We start from the raw sequence: 15,812 nt of genomic DNA on the forward strand, positions 1-15,812 counted from the left end.
TCCTGGTTCTTGGGTTCGGTTGTCTCTGTTGGCCGCCTACGTGGCCCACAGCCGCAGCGGCCGCGCCGCGACACCGTGGATCGGCATGCGCAGCGCCTGCCAGCTGTCGACCATGACGTGGCGCACGGCTTCCATCTGCCGGCCCAGCACGCGCAGCAGCAGCATCGACTGGCCGTTGGCGGCCAGGCAGGTCACGCCGGCGCGCAGCTCCGGCCGATAGGGCAGCTGTTCGGCCAGCGCTTCGGCCAGTTCCTGCGTCGCGCCCTCGCCTACCGCCCACAGCGTGCCCAGCACATTGAGTCCGTCGAGCCCGGCCACCGCGGTGCGCAGTGGCGACGCGGCCTCAAGATGCGATTGTTCGATCCACAGCGCGCGTTCACCGGCGCCGATGCGGGTATCCAGCCACAGCGCGCCGCTGGCCCACTGCTCGCCAGATGCCTGCCGGCCCAGCACCACCGCATCCCAGCCGATCGCGCTGCCGCCGGGCGCGACGTCGAGCACGGTCGAAATCCGCGCACGGGCGTCGTCGAAGACGATGTTCTCCTGCGGCAGCCAGTCCAGCCGCGCGCCTGCGCCCACCGACAGGCGCACATGCTGCGCCGCCTCGCGGCCAAGCGACTTGTACCACTTGGTGGCGCCCGGCGTGGCCAGCACGGCGTGCGCGCCAGCCTCCACTGTCACGTCGATATCCAGGCTGTCGCCGCCTGCCACGCCCGCTGGCGGATGCAGGATCACCGCATGGCAGATGCCTCCTTCCGGGTACAGAGGCTTCTGCACCAGCAGCGGCCCCTGGTGGCACCGCTCGGTCAGCGCGGTGCGTTCGCCGCGCTGCGCAAAGCGCAGCCGCAGGGTGGCCTGCCATGCGGCGGGCACGGCGAGGGCGGAAGGAAAATCGGGATGGCGCATGGCAAGGACAGCCGGCGGTGGGGACGCGCGCAAGGGCGGGAGTTGCAAGCAATCATAGCGCGCTGTCCGCCTTGGCGGAAGCAGCGTATGGCCCACAAATCCCGGCGCTGCCGCGCAGCCGCCCTACACGGCGATCAGCTCCCGCACGCCGTCCTGCTCCATGCTGGCGCCGGCACCCCGCGCCACCACTTCGCCGCGGCTCATCACCACGTAGTGGTCGGCAATATGCCGCGCGAACTCGTAGTACTGCTCGACCAGCAGCACTGTCATGCCGAACTCGTCAACCAGCAGGCGCAGCGCCCGGCCGATGTCCTGGATGATGGAAGGCTGGATGCCCTCGGTGGGCTCGTCCAGGATCAGCAGGCCCGGCTCGCTCATCAGCGCGCGCCCGATCGCCAGTTGCTGCTGCTGGCCGCCGGACAGGTCGCCGCCGCGGCGCAGCCGCATGGTGCGCAGCACCGGGAACAACTGGTAGATCCGGTCCGGCACGCCGGACGGCCGCGCCCGGCTGGCGGCGCCGATCAGCAGGTTTTCTTCCACCGTCAGCCGCGGGAAGATCTCCCGGCCCTGCGGCACATAGGCCAGCCCGGCAGACACGCGTTCATACGGCGCCTTCTTCTCCAGCGCCTGCCCTTCCCATTGGATGCTGCCGCTGCGCGTGGGCACCACGCCCATCAGGCACTTGAGCAGCGTGCTCTTGCCCACGCCATTGCGGCCCAGCAGCGTGGTCAGCTTGCCGGCGGGCACGTCGAAGCTGACATTGCGCAGGATATGGCTGCCGCCGTAGAACTGGTTCAGTGCATTGACCTGCAGCATGCTTATCTTCCCAGGTAGGATTCGATCACGCGCTCGTCGCGCTTGACGCTGTCGAGCGTGCCTTCGGCCAGCACGCTGCCCTCGGCCAGCACCGTGACCTGGCCGGCATCGCCTGCGAGCGCGGCGACGAACTCCATGTCGTGCTCGACCACCATCATCGAGCAGCTGCCGCGCAGGCCGTTGAGCAGCGCCGCCAGTTGCATGGTCTCTTCATCGGTCATGCCGGCCACCGGCTCGTCCAGCAACAGCAGCTGCGGCTGCTGCATCAGCAACATGCCGATCTCCAGGCGCTGCTTCTGCCCGTGCGACAGCAGCCCGGCGGGCCGGTAGGCCTCGGCCTCCAGTCCGGTCAGCGCCAGCGTTTCCTCGATGCGGCGATGCCCCTCTGCCGTCAGCCGCGCGCGCAGCGACGACCACCAGCGCTTGTCGGCCTTCATCGCCAGTTCCAGGTTCTCCCACACCGCGTGCTGCTCGAATACCGTCGGCTTCTGGAACTTGCGGCCGATGCCCACCTGCGCGATGCGCGGCTCGGTCATCCGCATCAGGTCGATGGTCTGGCCCAGGAACACGCGCCCGCTGACATTGGCATTGCGCGGCCCGGTCTTGCCGGTGATGACATCCATCATCGTGGTCTTGCCGGCACCGTTGGGGCCGATCACGCAGCGCAGCTCGCCATGGTCGATCGACAAGGTCAGCTTGTTCAGCGCGCGGAAGCCGTCGAACTGCACCGTCAGGTCTTCCAGGTACAGGATCGGCCCGTGCGAGACATCGATGGTGCCAGGCTCGACGATGCGGCCCAGGCCGGTGGCATCGCCGCTTTCGGCCTGGCCGTGCTGGAGTGCGGCATTCATGCTTCACCTCCGGTGCGGCCTGCCACGGCAGGCGCGGAAACAGGGTCTGCAGCGGCTGGCGGTGCGGCCGCACGCCGCTCGCGCAGCCGGCTCCACAGCCCGGTCACGCCATCGGGCAGGTACAAGGTCACCAGCACGAACATCGCACCCAGCAGGAACAGCCAGTATTCGGCGAAGTGGGCGGTGAACAGGGTCTTGGCGCCATTGACCAGGAATGCGCCGATCACCGGCCCGATCAGCGTGCCGCGCCCGCCCACGGCAACCCACACCGCCATCTCGATCGAGTTGCCGGGCGACATCTCGCCAGGGTTGATGATGCCCACCTGCGGCACATACAGCGCACCCGCGATGCCGCACAGCACTGCCGAGAAAGTCCACACGAACAGCTTGTAGCCCAGCGGGTTGTAGCCGGAGAACATCACCCGCATCTCGGCATCGCGCACTGCGGTGACCACGCGCCCGAGCTTGGACGTGACGATGTAGCGGCAGGCGATGAAGCCCGCCAGCAGCGCCAGGAAGGTCAGCACGAACAGCGCCGTGCGCGTCTGCGGCGCCGCAATCGCAAAGCCGGCAATGCGCTTGAAGTCCGTGAAGCCGTTGTTGCCGCCGAAACCGGTCTCGTTGCGGAAGAACAGCAGCATCGCCGCATACGTCATCGCCTGCGTGATGATCGACAGGTACACGCCCTTGATGCGCGAGCGGAAGGCAAAGAAGCCGAACAGCCACGCCAGCACGCCCGGCACCAGCACCACCAGCAGCAGCGCGTAGCCCAGGTGCTCTGTGCCGTGCCAGAACCAGGGCAGCTCCTTCCAGTCGAGAAACACCATGAAGTCCGGCAGCTCGCTCTTGTACACGCCCTCGCGCCCGATCGCCCGCATCAGGTACATGCCCATGGCGTAGCCGCCCAGCGCGAAGAACAGCCCGTGGCCCAGGCTCAGGATGCCGCAGTAGCCCCACACCAGGTCCAGCGCGATCGCGGCCAGCGCAAAGCACATGATCTTGCCGACCAGCGTCAGCGCATAGGCCGACAGGTGCAGCGGATGGCCCTCCGGCAACACCAGCGCGCACACCGGCACGCCGATGCCGACGATCACCGCCAGCGCCGCCAGCGCCATCCAGCCGCGCCGCGAGAACAGCGCCTGGCGCTCAGGCACGGCAAGCCGGAACGGGGTAGCGGAAGAATTCGATTGGAATCGCTGCATCATGCCTCCGCGCTGCGCCCCTTGAGCGCGAAAAGTCCCTGCGGCCGCTTCTGGATAAACAGCACGATCAGCACCAGGACAAAGATCTTGGCCAGCACCGCGCCATAGAAGGGCTCGATGAACTTGTTGATGATGCCCAGCCCGAAAGCGCCGACGATGGTGCCCGCCAGCTGCCCCACCCCGCCCAGCACCACCACCATGAAGGAATCGATGATGTAGGCCTGGCCCAGGTCGGGACCGACATTGCCGATCTGCGACAGCGCGCAGCCGCCCAGCCCGGCAATGCCGGCGCCAAAGGCAAAGGCGTAGCTGTCGACCTTCCAGGTGCGCACGCCGACGCAGGCCGCCATGGTGCGGTTCTGCGTGGTGGCGCGCACGAACAGCCCGAGCCGCGTGCGGTTCAGCACCGCCCACGCCACCGCCACCACCGCCAGCGCGAACAGGATGATGACGATGCGGTTGTAGGGAATCACCAGGCCCGGCATCCACTCGATGCCGCCGCTCATCCACGCCGGGTTGGCCACTTCCACGTTCTGCGCGCCGAACAGCGTGCGCACTGCCTGCATCAGCAGCAGGCTCACGCCGAAGGTGGCCAGCAGCGTTTCCAGCGGGCGGCCGTACAGGTGGCGCAGCACCAGCCGCTCCAGCACGAAGCCCACCACGGCTGCCGCCAGGAACGAGGCCGGCAGCGCCGCCGGCAGGTACCAGTCGAACGCACCCGGCGCGTAGGCGCGGAACAGCGACTGCACCACGTAGGTGGCATAGGCGCCGATCATCAGGAATTCACCGTGCGCCATGTTGATGACGCCGATCAGGCCATAGGTAATTGCCAGCCCCAGCGCGGCCAGCAGCAGCACGCTGCCCAGGCTCAGCCCGGCGAACAGGTTGCCGATCAGCTCGGCGCGGCGCTGGTCGCTGCGCAGCGTGTCCAGCGCCTGCTGCGCGGCCAGGCGCACGTCGGCATCGGGCTCGCGGTAGTTGCCGGCACTGTCGCGCTCCACCAGCGGCGCCAGCTTCTGGCGGCTCTGCGGGTTGCTGTCGCTGCCGAGGATGCGGATGGCTTCAAGCCGCGCGTCATGCGCTGCCGGATCGGCCGGCTCGGCCAGCACCAGGTTGGCCCAGATCACGTCCAGGCTGGTGCGCAGGCCGGCATCGGCCTCGTTCTTGCGCGCGGCTTCGACCGCGGCGCGCGAGGCGCTTTCCGGCTGGGCGCGCAGCGTGGCGACCGCCTGCGCACGCACCGCGATGTCGGGTGACTGCAGCAGCAGGCTGCTGGCGGCGCTGTCGACCAGCGCACGCAGGCTGTTGTTCAGGGTCAGGGACTCCAGTTCGTCGGCTTTCACCGCGACCGGCTTGCCGGTAATGGCATCGACGGTCTTGTCGCCGTCCTGGCGCACCATGCCGACCGATGGTGCATATTGCAGCGCGTCGTCCTGCAAGGCTTTCAGGATCGGGCCGGCTTCCGCCGGGGGTGCCTTGGCTAGTGCGGCCAGCGCGGCGGTCTTGGCATCGAAATCGTCTTCGGCCAGCGGCTTCAGGTCGGCCTGCGTCAGCGCCGCGGCCCACGGCGCAGCCGCCAGCAGCAGCGCCGCCAGCAAGGCGCGCAGCCATGGCATGGCCATTGTCGGAAGTAGTTTGGGCATAGTGGCTGGCGCAGTGGCGGCGCTTCAGCGCCTTGTTGTTCTGGGTGTGCGAAAGGGGGCGATGCGCTCCCCTCCCCCGCCTTGCGGGAGAAGGAAGCCATCGTCAGGGGCCGGACTGGCGTCCGCTTACATCACCTTGTCCGGCTTGCCTTCATTACCCGCGATGAACGGGCTCCACGGCTGCGCACGCACCGCCTTCGGCGTCTTCCACACCACCGAGAACTGGCCATCACCCTTCACTTCGCCGATCATCACCGGCTTGTACAGGTGGTGGTTCTCGCCCATGGTCAGGGTGAAGCCGTCCGGTGCCTTGAAGGTCTGGCCGTACATGGCGGCGCGCACCTTGTCGGTGTCGGTGGTGCCGGCCTTCTTCACGGCCTGCGCCCACATGTGAATGCCGACGTAGGTGGCTTCCATCGGATCGTTGGTCACGCGTTTGTCGCCGCCGGGCAGATTGTTGGCCTTGACCCATGCCGCCCACTGCTTGCGGAAGGCATCGTTCTCGGGGTTCTTGACCGACATGAAGTAGTTCCATGCGGCCAGGTGGCCCACCAGCGGCTTGGTATCGATGCCGCGCAGTTCCTCTTCACCCACCGAGAACGCCACCACCGGCACGTCCTTGGCCTTCAGCCCGGCGTTGCCCAGCTCCTTGTAGAACGGCACGTTGGAGTCGCCGTTGATAGTGGAGATCACCGCGGTCTTGCCGCCCTGCGAGAACTTCTTGATATTGGCGACGATGGTCTGGTAGTCGCTGTGGCCGAACGGGGTGTAGACCTCTTCGATGTCCTTGTCGGCCACGCCCTTGCTCTTCAGGAAGGCGCGCAGGATCTTGTTGGTGGTGCGCGGGTAGACGTAGTCCGTGCCCAGCAGGTAGAAGCGCTTGGCGCCGCCGCCTTCCTTACTCATCAGGTATTCCACCGCCGGGATCGCCTGCTGGTTGGGCGCTGCACCGGTGTAGAAGACGTTCTTCGACATCTCTTCGCCTTCATACTGCACCGGGTAGAACAGCAGCGAGTTCAGTTCCTCATAGACCGGGAGCACCGACTTGCGCGACACCGAGGTCCAGCAGCCGAAGGTCACTGCGACCTTGTCCTTGGTGATCAGCTGGCGCGCCTTTTCCGCGAACAGCGGCCAGTTCGAGGCCGGGTCCACCACCACCGGCTCCAGCTTGCGTCCCAGCACGCCGCCGCTCTTGTTGATCTCATCAATGGTCATCAGGGCCACGTCCTTCAGCGACGTCTCCGAAATGGCCATGGTGCCGGACAGCGAATGCAGGATGCCGACCTTGATCGGCTCCTTGGACTGCGCCAGCGCCAGCGGGCTGGTACCGATCATCGCCGCGGCGGCTATCGCCGACAGCTTCAGCATGTCACGTCGTTGCATTTTGCAGCTCCCGTTTATGGTGTTGGTCAGGGACTACGCTCCCCGGGTGATGCTTCTGCAACTAGCGTGCCATGGAGGCAAACGGCCTGATACCCACCGCGCCGGCGGCAGACGGCCTGCTGGCGCGGCGCGCAGGCGCTACCGCTGCCGGCGATCGCGTATCCGCACCAGGGCAGTGCGGGCGGCGCGCGCACCACTCCCGTGCATCGGTGCAATTCCGTGCGGGCGGCATGCGAAAGGCGCCAGGCGCTGCGCGCCCCGCACCAGGGCCGGGCACCATGCCCCAAGGCTGGCATGGGCAAAAAAAAGGGCCCCTTCCGGGGCCCCGCTTTCGATGCCAGGACGCTGGGTCCTTACATCACCATCATGTTGGCGTTCAGGTTGTGCATGATCCACAGCGAACCCGCCACCACGATCACCAGGATCAGCGCGGTGAACAGCAGCGCGATCACGTTGCTGCGCTGCTCAGACGACGTGTCCAGGTGCAGGAAGTACTTCAGGTGGACCAGCATCTGGACCACGGCCATGCCGAGGATGATCCAGAGGATGGTGCCCTTGTCCATGCTGCCGTCCATCACAAGCTTGAACGGGATCACGGTCAGGATCACGGCCAGGATGAAGCCGATCGCGTACGACTTGAAGCTGGCGTGGGTGTCGTGGCCCGCGTGCGAATCGTGCGAGTCGTGGGCGCCGTGCGCCGCCGGTGCGTTGTGTTGTGCCATCACAGATGTCCCATCAGGTAGACCACGGTAAACACGCCGATCCAGACCACGTCCAGGAAGTGCCAGAACAGCGACAGGCAGGTCAGGCGCTTGGTCAGGGTCGGGGTGATGCCCTTCTTCGACAGTTGCCACATCAGCACGATCATCCACAGCATGCCGCTGGCAACGTGCAGGCCGTGGGTGCCGACCAGGGTGAAGAATGACGACAGGAACGCGCTGCGGCCCGGGCCGGCACCTTCGGCGATCAGGTGATGGAACTCGTTGATTTCCATCGCCATGAAGGCCAGGCCCAGCAGGAACGTGACGCCGAGCCACACCTGCACGCGGCTCAGGCTGCGGTTCTGCAGCGAGATCATCGCCATGCCGTACGTGATCGAGGAGAACAGCAGGATGAAGGTCTCCACCAGCACGTAGTTGAGCTCGAACAGCTCCTTCGCCGACGGGCCGCCTGCCAGCTCGCCGCGCAGCACGGCGAAAGCCGCGAACAGTCCGGCGAAGATGATGCAGTCGCTCATCAGGTAGATCCAGAAGCCATACACCGTATTGGCACTGGTATCGTGGTGCGCATGGTCATGGCCGTGCGCGTCGGCGTGAGCCGAGGCGCCTGCCTGCGCGGGGATGCGGTCTAGGACTTGAGTCGACATGGTTCTCAGGCTTGCGAAGCAATGCGCTGCAGTTGGCGCGTTTCGATCTGCTCGACCTCGGTGGCCGGCACGTAGTAGTCGATGTGGTCGTCGTTGCTGCGGTGGATGAACGCCCAGATCATGCCCACCAGGCCAACCGCGGCCATCCACCAGATATGCCAGGTCAGGGCAAAGCCGAACACCAGGCTGAAGGCGCCGATGATGAAGCCCGCGCCCGTGTTCTTGGGCATGTGGATCTTCTCGTAGCCTTCGGTCGGCAGGGTCTCGCCGCGGGCCTTCATGTCGGCGAACGCGTCCAGGTCACGCACCACAGGGGTGTGCGCGAAGTTGTAGAACGGCGGCGGCGACGAGGTGGCCCACTCCAGGGTGCGGCCGCCCCACGGGTCGCCGGTCACGTCGGCCAGCTTCTTGCGGTCGCGGATCGACACCACGATCTGCAGCACCTGGAAGAAGATGCCCAGCGCCACGAACACCACGCCGACCACGGCCAGGTACAGCCACGGCGTCCAGGCCGGGTTGTCGGTGTGGTTCAGGCGGCGGGTCATGCCCATCAGGCCCAGCACGTACAGCGGCATGAAGGCGAAGTAGAAGCCCACCAGCCAGCACCAGAAGGCGTACTTGCCCAGGCGCTCGTTCAGCTTGAAGCCGAACGCCTTCGGCCACCAGTAGGTGATGCCGGCCAGGTAGCCGAACAGCACGCCGCCGATGATCACGTTGTGGAAGTGGGCGATCAGGAACAGGCTGTTGTGCAGCACGAAGTCAGCAGCCGGCACGGCCATCAGCACGCCGGTCATGCCGCCGATCACGAAGGTGATCATGAAGCCCAGCGTCCACAGCACCGGCGTGGTCATCTGGACCCGGCCGCGGTACATGGTGAACAGCCAGTTGAAGATCTTCACCCCGGTCGGGATGGAGATGATCATGGTGGTGATGCCGAAGAACGCGTTGACGTTGGCGCCCGAACCCATCGTGAAGAAGTGGTGCAGCCACACGATGAACGACAGCACCATGATGGCGGCGGTCGCGTACACCATGCCCTTGTAGCCGAACAGCTTCTTGCCCGAGAACGTGGCGATCACTTCAGAGAAGATGCCGAACGCCGGCAGGATCAGGATGTACACCTCGGGGTGGCCCCAGATCCAGATCAGGTTCACGTACATCATGGCATTGCCGCCACCATCGTTCGTGAAGAAGTGCATGCCGAGGTAGCGGTCCAGGCCCAGCAGCGCCAGGGTCACGGTCAGCACCGGGAAGGCGGCCACGATCAGCACGTTGGTGCACAGCGCGGTCCAGGTGAACACCGGCATGCGCATCAGGGTCATGCCCGGGGCGCGCATGCGCAGGATCGTCACCAGGAAGTTCACGCCGGTCAGCAGCGTGCCCAGGCCTGAGATCTGCAAGCTCCACAGGTAGTAGTCCACGCCCACGCCCGGGCTGAAGTCCAGGCCCGACAGCGGCGGGTAGGCCAGCCAGCCGGTCTTGGCGAATTCACCGACGCCCAGCGAGATATTGACCAGCATGGCGCCCGCGACGAACAGCCAGAACGAGAGCGTGTTCAGGAACGGGAAGGCCACGTCGCGCGCGCCGATCTGCAGCGGCACGACCAGGTTCATCAGGCCGGTCATGAGCGGCATGGCCACGAAGAAGATCATGATCACGCCGTGGGCGGTGAAGATCTGGTCGTAGTGCTCAGGCGGCAGCACGCCGGTCGCGCCATTGGTGGCGAGCGCCAGCTGGGCGCGCATCATGATCGCGTCGGAAAAGCCGCGCAGCAGCATGATCAGGGCGACCAGGCAGTACATCACGCCGATCTTCTTGTGGTCGACCGAGGTGAACCACTCGTTCCAGAGGTAGCCCCACTTCTTGAAATAGGTGATCGCGCCTAGCAGCGCGGCCCCGCCCACGGCGACGCCGGCCAGAACGACCATGATGATCGGCTCATGAAACGGAATCGCCGACAAACTCAACTTGCCAAACATCATTGCTCCTAGGATTGCGCGCCCAGCGCCAGCTTGGCCGGCGTGGTCATCGACAGCTGCTCTTCACCGAGGGTGTTGCGCGACGTGCAGATCGGGCCGCCCTTGAACCCGTCGGCGGCGACAGCCGTGCCGCTGTGGTCCATGTACTTGTGCAGGATGTTGCGGAAGAGCTGGTCTTCCACCTTGCCGTAGTACGTGACCGGCTCCTTCTCGCTGGGTTGTGCCAGCGTCTTGTAGCCTTCAACGCCCAGTTCGGTGGACGAGGCGCGAACCTTGGCGACCCACTGGTCGAACTCGTAGTTCGACATGGCCATCGCCTTGAACTTCATGCCCGAAAAACCACCGCCGCTGTAGTTGGCGGACACGCCGTCGTAAGAACCGGCTTCGTTGGCGATCAGGTGGAGCTTGGTCTCCATCCCTGCCATGGCGTACACCTGGCTGCCCAGTTGCGGGATGAAGAACGAATTCATGATCGAATCCGAGGTGATCTTGAAGTTCACCGGGGTGTCGACCGGGAAGGCGATCTGGTTGACCGTGGCGATCTTCAGTTCCGGATAGATGAACAGCCACTTCCAGTTCAGCGCCACCACCTCGACGGTGACCGGCTTCTTGCTGGATTCAAGCGGCTTGTACGGGTCCAGATCGTGCGAGGACTTCCAGGTGATGATGCCCAGCGCAATGATGATCAGGCAGGGGATCAGCCATACCACCACTTCGATCGCGGTGGAGTGCGACCAGTCCGGCTCATAGCGCGCCGAGGTATTGGACGCGCGGTACTTCCAGGCGAACACCAGCGTGAGCACGATCACCGGCAGCACCACCAGCAGCATGAGCCACGTAGCGATCAGGATGATGTTCTTGATGTCGACGCCGACCTGCCCTTTCGGGTCGAGCAGCGTCATGTTGCAGCCGGCGAGCAGGAGCAGGCCAAGGCAAGGCAGGAACCGCGTCCAACGCGGCAGTATGGGTTTCTTCATGTCACGACTGGTTTGGTTACACCGCGCTTCGGGCAAAAGCGCGGCTAAACCGCCTGATGCTCGCGCAAGAGGCGTGGGGCTGAGGGAAAACCGGAAGGACGTGTCCTTAGCTGGCGTTGCGGTCGGGCGGCGGATCGATCGCCGAGGGACCATGCGGCCTTGCAACGCCATGAACACGGAAGGACAACTGACTGCGTGCGCTGCAGGCCCTGTAGGACCTTGCCGGCGCTGCGGCACCTGGCCGAAACCGCGAACGGTCCCGGCTCAGTACAGCGGCCGGGTAGCGTTGGAATACGAAGTTTTTGCACTTCCCGACGGACTTGCCTTCATGGCAAGCGCGGTTTTCGGCCGGGGAGCGCAACACGTAAAACATCGTGGGCGCGACTGTACCGCAACGCAACATTAGGGGTAAACCCAACGGCACAAAACACAGTGTCCGTTTTATCGGACAATCGACCTCGAGAATGGCTTTCCGTGCATTGACCGGCGTCAAGCGCACAAATTCGGCTTTGAATATGCAGAAAGCCGCGCATGCGCGGCTTTTCGGGGTGCGACAACACTATGTGGCATATTGTCGCACTGCGTCAGAACCCTTGGCGCGGATCAAGCCGCAGTTCATCCATATCGGCGCGAAATCGACTCCGCCACGCACACCGGACGGTCGCTGCCCTCGCGCTCGATCGTCACTTCCCAGGTGGACTGAGCGCCCACCAGTTCAGGAGACTTCGGCAGCGGATCGAGCCGATCGACCTTGAGCAGCTTGATTCGTGCCCGCAGTTTGCTGCCTACCGGCACAGGCGCCGTGAAGCGCACGCGGTTCAGGCCGTAGTTGACGCCGATCTTCGATGGCATGTGCAGCGCGTTGTGCATGAACTTGGGCAGCAGCGACAGCGTCAGGAAGCCGTGGGCGATCGGGCCGCCATAGGGCGACTCCTTCTTTGCGCGCTCCACGTCGATGTGGATCCACTGGTGGTCGCCGGTGGCATCGGCAAACTGGTTGACCTGCTGCTGGGTCACCTCGATCCAGTCGCTGACCGCGACTTCCTGGCCCTGCAGGCCTTCCAGTTCTTCAAGCGATGCGATGGTGCGCATGTCGGTTGTCTCCTCGATGGTGGGTTGAGTGTTCTCAGGCGGGCCGGCGGCCGTACATGCCCATGCCCTTGACGGTGCAGACCAGTTCACCGCGCTGGTTGGTGGCTTCCCACTGGGTGTGGACCACGCCGCGGTCCGGCTTGGACTGCGACGGCCGGGTATCGAGCACATTCAGCACGACGCTGAGCGTGTCGCCGGCATAGACGGGCTTGAGCCAGCGAATCTCATCCACACCAGGCGAGCCCATGCTGGCTGACTTGCCGGTGCTGCTCAGCACCAGCAGCCGCATCATGATCGAGCACGTCATCCAGCCGCTCGATATCACACCGCCATAGATGCTCCTGGCAGCGGCCTCCTTGTCGATATGGAACGGCTGCGGATCGTACTGGCGCGCAAAAGCCAGGATCTCTTCCTCGGTGACGAGGTACGAACCCAGTTCGCGGCGGCTGCCGACTTCAAAGTCCTCGAAATACAGCATCGGTTGTCTCTCTGTAGTGATTGGCGCCAGGGCACTTTGTCCAGGCAATGATCGCATGGCCGCCGGGGGCTGGCGTCCGTATTTGCCGAACCCGCCCCTAACGGTCTCCAAAGAAAAAAACCGCGCCTGGACTACAGCGCGGTTTTGACTGGACGGGCAGGATCAGGCAGCTTCCTGGAACCCGGGCTGGGCAGCAAACCTGCCCAGGTGGTGATCCACGTCACCGAAGGTCGTGTTGATCAGCGTCAGCCGCTTGAACATGTGCGCGGCCGGCAGTTCGTTGGTCACGCCCATGCCGCCGTGGATCTGCACCGCCTCCTGGCCGACCGTGCGCGCTGCCTGCCCCACGCGCGCCTTGGCGGCGGAGACATAGCGGCGCCGCTCTTCCGGCGTTACTTCTTCGAAGCGGGCAGCGGCCAGCAGCGTTATCGAACGCGACTGCTCGGCGTGGATGAACATCTCGACCATGCGGTGCTGCAGCGCCTGGAAGCGCGCGATCGGCTGGCCGAACTGCTGGCGCGTCTTGGCATATTCCAAAGTGGCGGCATTGAGCGTATCCATCACGCCCACGGCCTCGGCGCACAGCAGCACGGCGGCGTAGTCGGCCACTTGCTCGATCACCGGGAAGGCCTTGCCGGCTTCGCCCAGCAGTTGCGCGGGGGCATCCTGGAAGGTGATGTCGGCCGCGCGCAGGTTGTCGATGGTGCGGTAGTCCTTGATGCTGACGCCGGCGCCCTTCGCATCCACCAGGAACAGCGAGATGCCATCCCGGTCGGCTTCGGCACCGCTGCTGCGGGCCGACACGATCAGCTTGTCGGCCTGGCCGCCATGCACCACCACGACCTTGCGGCCGCTGAGCTTGCCGTCGCGGGCGGTGACGCGCACGTTGTTCAGCTCGTAGCGCGCCTGCGGCTCGTTGAAGGCCACGGCCAGCTTCAGTTCGCCGCCGGCGACCTGCTCCAGCAGTGCATCCTGGCCACCGGCCAGGCCCAGGGCGTAGGCGCCGACCACCGTGGCCAGGTACGGCTCCACGATCAGGCCGCGGCCCAGTTCCTGCTGCACCACCATCATGTCCAGGGCCTTGCCCGCGAAACCGCCCTGCGCTTCCGGCACCGGCAGCGCGGTCAGGCCGAGCTCGACCAGCGAGCCCCAGGCGGCGCCGCCGTAGCCGGCGGCGCTTTCGTAGTTCTTCTTGCGGGACTCGAAGCCGTAGTCCTTGTCGATGAAACGGCGGACGGCGTCGGCCAGCTGCTTCTGTTCGTCGCTGAGATTGAAGTTCATGTTGCGTGTCTCCTCACAGCCCCAGAATCATCTGGCTGATGATGTTCTTCTGAATTTCGTTGGACCCGCCATAGATGGAGGTCTTGCGATAGTTGAAGTAGTACGCGGCCAGCGGCGCGGCGTCGTCGTAGCCGGTCACGGCGTGCTCGGTCTCGCACTCCAGGTAGGCGGTGTCGAACGGCTGGGCGTACGGGCCGACGGCCTCGACCATCAGCTCGGTCAGCAACTGCTGGATCTCGGTGCCCTTGATCTTGAGCATCGAGGCCTCGGGGCCGGGGCCCTTGCCTGCCGCTTCGCTCGAGACCACGCGCAGCACGGTGATTTCCAGCGCCATCAGTTCGATTTCCAGCGCGGCCACCTTGGCGCCGAACACCGGGTCTTCCAGCAGCGGCTTGCCGTTCTTCTGCTGCTGGCGCGCCACGCGCTTGAGGAAGCCCAGCTCGCGCTTGGAGTTGCCCACGCGGGCAATGCCGGTGCGCTCATGGCCCAGCAGGTACTTGGCGTAGGTCCAGCCGCGGTTCTCGTCGCCGACGCGGTTCTCGACCGGCACCTTGACGTTGTCGAAGAAGACTTCGTTCACCTCATGCTCTTCGTCGAGCATGATGATCGGGCGCACGGTGATGCCCGGGGTCTTCATGTCGATCAGCAGGAACGAGATGCCCTCTTGCTTCTTGGCTTCGGGATCGGTGCGCACCAGGCAGAAGATCATGTCGGCGTGCTGGCCGAGCGTGGTCCAAGTCTTCTGGCCGTTAACGATGTAGTGCTTGCCGTCCGAAGTCAGCTCGGCGCGGGTCTTCAGCGAGGCCAGGTCCGAACCCGAGCCCGGCTCCGAATAGCCCTGGCACCACCAGTCGGTGCAGTCCAGGATGCGTGGCAGGTAATACGACTTTTGCGCCTCGCTGCCGTACTTCATGATTACCGGCGCGACCATCGCCACGCCGAACGGCAGCACGCCGGGCGCGCCGACGCGGGCATTCTCTTCATCCCAGATATGGCGCTGGGTGGCGTTCCAGCCGGTGCCGCCATACTGGACAGGCCAGTGCGGTGCCGACCAGCCCTTGCCGGCCAGGGTCTTGTGCCAGCGCACCAGGTCGTCGCGGTTCGGACGCCGGTGGTTGAGAATCTTGCTGCGGATGTCCGCCGGCAAGTTGGCTTCGAGCCAGCTACGCACTTCCTCGCGGAAGGCGTTGTCGGACGCCGAGTAGTTGAGATCCATGCCCGTCTCCAGTGGTGCCGGCTTGGCGTGGGGCCGCCGGCGGTTGTTCTGCCTGCACGTCAAGCGCCGACAGCAACGGGCACAAGACGCAATTCAGTGAGCCGTCTGCTTCAGCGCATCCGGCACCACGAGCGGGAAAGTCTCGATGCCCTCTTCGGCCAGCGCCTGCACCTCCTCCGCCGAGGCCGAACCGCGAATGCCGCGTTCCGGCGCCTCGTCATAGTGCATGCGCCTTGCCTCTTCGGCAAAGCGCTCGCCAACGTCCTCGGTCTGTGCCAGCACCTGCTTCACTGCCTTCATATAGAGCGCTTGCAGTGTCGCCGGTGCGGCAGCCGGCTGCGCCGGCCTGGCGCCGCCTTCGCGTGCGGTCGCGCCCGACAGGTTCAGGCGCGGCGCGCTGGGCAGCCGCGTCACGGCGTGGTCGCCACAGACCGGGCATTGGACGAGGTCACGCGAGATTTGCGACTGCGCATCTTCCTCCGAGGCAAACCAGCCCTCGAAACCATGGTCATGCGCGCAGCGCAGGTCGAGCACCTTCATGATCTTTCCAGCCCGTCAAAAGCTATATTATCCGCGAATCGAAATTTTGTGAACGGTCGTGCTAAATTTTTTAGAACGACCG

The 15,812-nt window shown here is 65.2% G+C and carries 15 protein-coding genes; all 15 read right to left on the reverse strand.

Annotated features, from left to right (window positions below; genetic code table 11):
- Positions 1-36: 36 nt before the first annotated feature.
- Positions 37-906, reverse strand: coding sequence for an urease accessory protein UreD (locus tag AC1Q7H_RS18875; RefSeq protein ID WP_153955101.1), 870 nt, complete (start codon positions 904-906; stop codon positions 37-39).
- A gap of 123 nt (positions 907-1,029) precedes the next feature.
- A complete protein-coding gene (urtE, locus tag AC1Q7H_RS18880) occupies positions 1,030-1,722 on the reverse strand; it encodes an urea ABC transporter ATP-binding subunit UrtE (protein WP_013956039.1) in 693 nt (230 codons plus the stop codon).
- 2 nt (positions 1,723-1,724) lie between these two features.
- Entirely contained in the window at positions 1,725-2,573 is an 849-nt protein-coding gene (urtD, locus tag AC1Q7H_RS18885; protein WP_010809104.1) for an urea ABC transporter ATP-binding protein UrtD, read from the reverse strand.
- Positions 2,570-3,775 (reverse strand): urea ABC transporter permease subunit UrtC, encoded by a 1,206-nt coding sequence (gene urtC, locus AC1Q7H_RS18890; RefSeq protein ID WP_492381549.1) that lies wholly within the window; start codon positions 3,773-3,775, stop codon positions 2,570-2,572. The genes urtD and urtC overlap by 4 nt, the downstream gene beginning before the upstream one ends.
- On the reverse strand, positions 3,775-5,397 hold the full coding sequence (urtB, locus tag AC1Q7H_RS18895; protein WP_228772524.1) for an urea ABC transporter permease subunit UrtB: 1,623 nt from the start codon (positions 5,395-5,397) through the stop codon (positions 3,775-3,777). The genes urtC and urtB overlap by 1 nt, the downstream gene beginning before the upstream one ends.
- Positions 5,398-5,544: 147 nt before the next feature.
- Positions 5,545-6,801, reverse strand: coding sequence for an urea ABC transporter substrate-binding protein (urtA, locus tag AC1Q7H_RS18900; protein ID WP_013956036.1), 1,257 nt, complete (start codon positions 6,799-6,801; stop codon positions 5,545-5,547).
- A 353-nt stretch (positions 6,802-7,154) separates the two neighbouring features.
- On the reverse strand, positions 7,155-7,523 hold the full coding sequence (gene cyoD / locus AC1Q7H_RS18905; protein WP_013956035.1) for a cytochrome o ubiquinol oxidase subunit IV: 369 nt from the start codon (positions 7,521-7,523) through the stop codon (positions 7,155-7,157).
- Positions 7,523-8,167: a cytochrome o ubiquinol oxidase subunit III gene (gene cyoC / locus AC1Q7H_RS18910; protein ID WP_013956034.1), complete on the reverse strand. Its 645-nt coding sequence runs from the start codon at positions 8,165-8,167 to the stop codon at positions 7,523-7,525. Before cyoC ends, cyoD begins: the two co-directional genes overlap by 1 nt.
- A 5-nt stretch (positions 8,168-8,172) precedes the next feature.
- Complete coding sequence (gene cyoB / locus AC1Q7H_RS18915; RefSeq protein WP_013956033.1) at positions 8,173-10,146, reverse strand: cytochrome o ubiquinol oxidase subunit I; 1,974 nt, start codon at positions 10,144-10,146, stop codon at positions 8,173-8,175.
- Positions 10,147-10,154: 8 nt separating this feature from the next.
- The gene (gene cyoA / locus AC1Q7H_RS18920) at positions 10,155-11,123 is read right to left on the reverse strand and encodes a ubiquinol oxidase subunit II (RefSeq protein ID WP_013956032.1); all 969 of its coding nucleotides are present in this window, start codon (positions 11,121-11,123) and stop codon (positions 10,155-10,157) included.
- A 615-nt stretch (positions 11,124-11,738) separates the two neighbouring features.
- Positions 11,739-12,215, reverse strand: a complete 477-nt coding sequence (locus AC1Q7H_RS18925) for a MaoC family dehydratase (RefSeq protein ID WP_013956031.1) — start codon at positions 12,213-12,215, stop codon at positions 11,739-11,741.
- Positions 12,216-12,249: 34 nt separating this feature from the next.
- The gene (locus tag AC1Q7H_RS18930; protein WP_013956030.1) at positions 12,250-12,693 is read right to left on the reverse strand and encodes a MaoC family dehydratase; all 444 of its coding nucleotides are present in this window, start codon (positions 12,691-12,693) and stop codon (positions 12,250-12,252) included.
- 162 nt (positions 12,694-12,855) lie between these two features.
- Positions 12,856-13,974 carry an acyl-CoA dehydrogenase family protein gene (locus AC1Q7H_RS18935; RefSeq protein ID WP_013956029.1) on the reverse strand — a complete coding sequence of 373 codons (1,119 nt, stop codon included), beginning with the start codon at positions 13,972-13,974 and terminating at the stop codon, positions 12,856-12,858.
- 13 nt (positions 13,975-13,987) lie between these two features.
- Positions 13,988-15,190, reverse strand: coding sequence for an acyl-CoA dehydrogenase family protein (locus tag AC1Q7H_RS18940; protein ID WP_013956028.1), 1,203 nt, complete (start codon positions 15,188-15,190; stop codon positions 13,988-13,990).
- A 93-nt stretch (positions 15,191-15,283) separates the two neighbouring features.
- Positions 15,284-15,730 carry a DUF1178 family protein gene (locus AC1Q7H_RS18945; protein WP_013956027.1) on the reverse strand — a complete coding sequence of 149 codons (447 nt, stop codon included), beginning with the start codon at positions 15,728-15,730 and terminating at the stop codon, positions 15,284-15,286.
- Positions 15,731-15,812 lie beyond the last annotated feature (82 nt).

The organism is Cupriavidus sp. GW823-FHT06D04 (genome assembly GCF_058795055.1).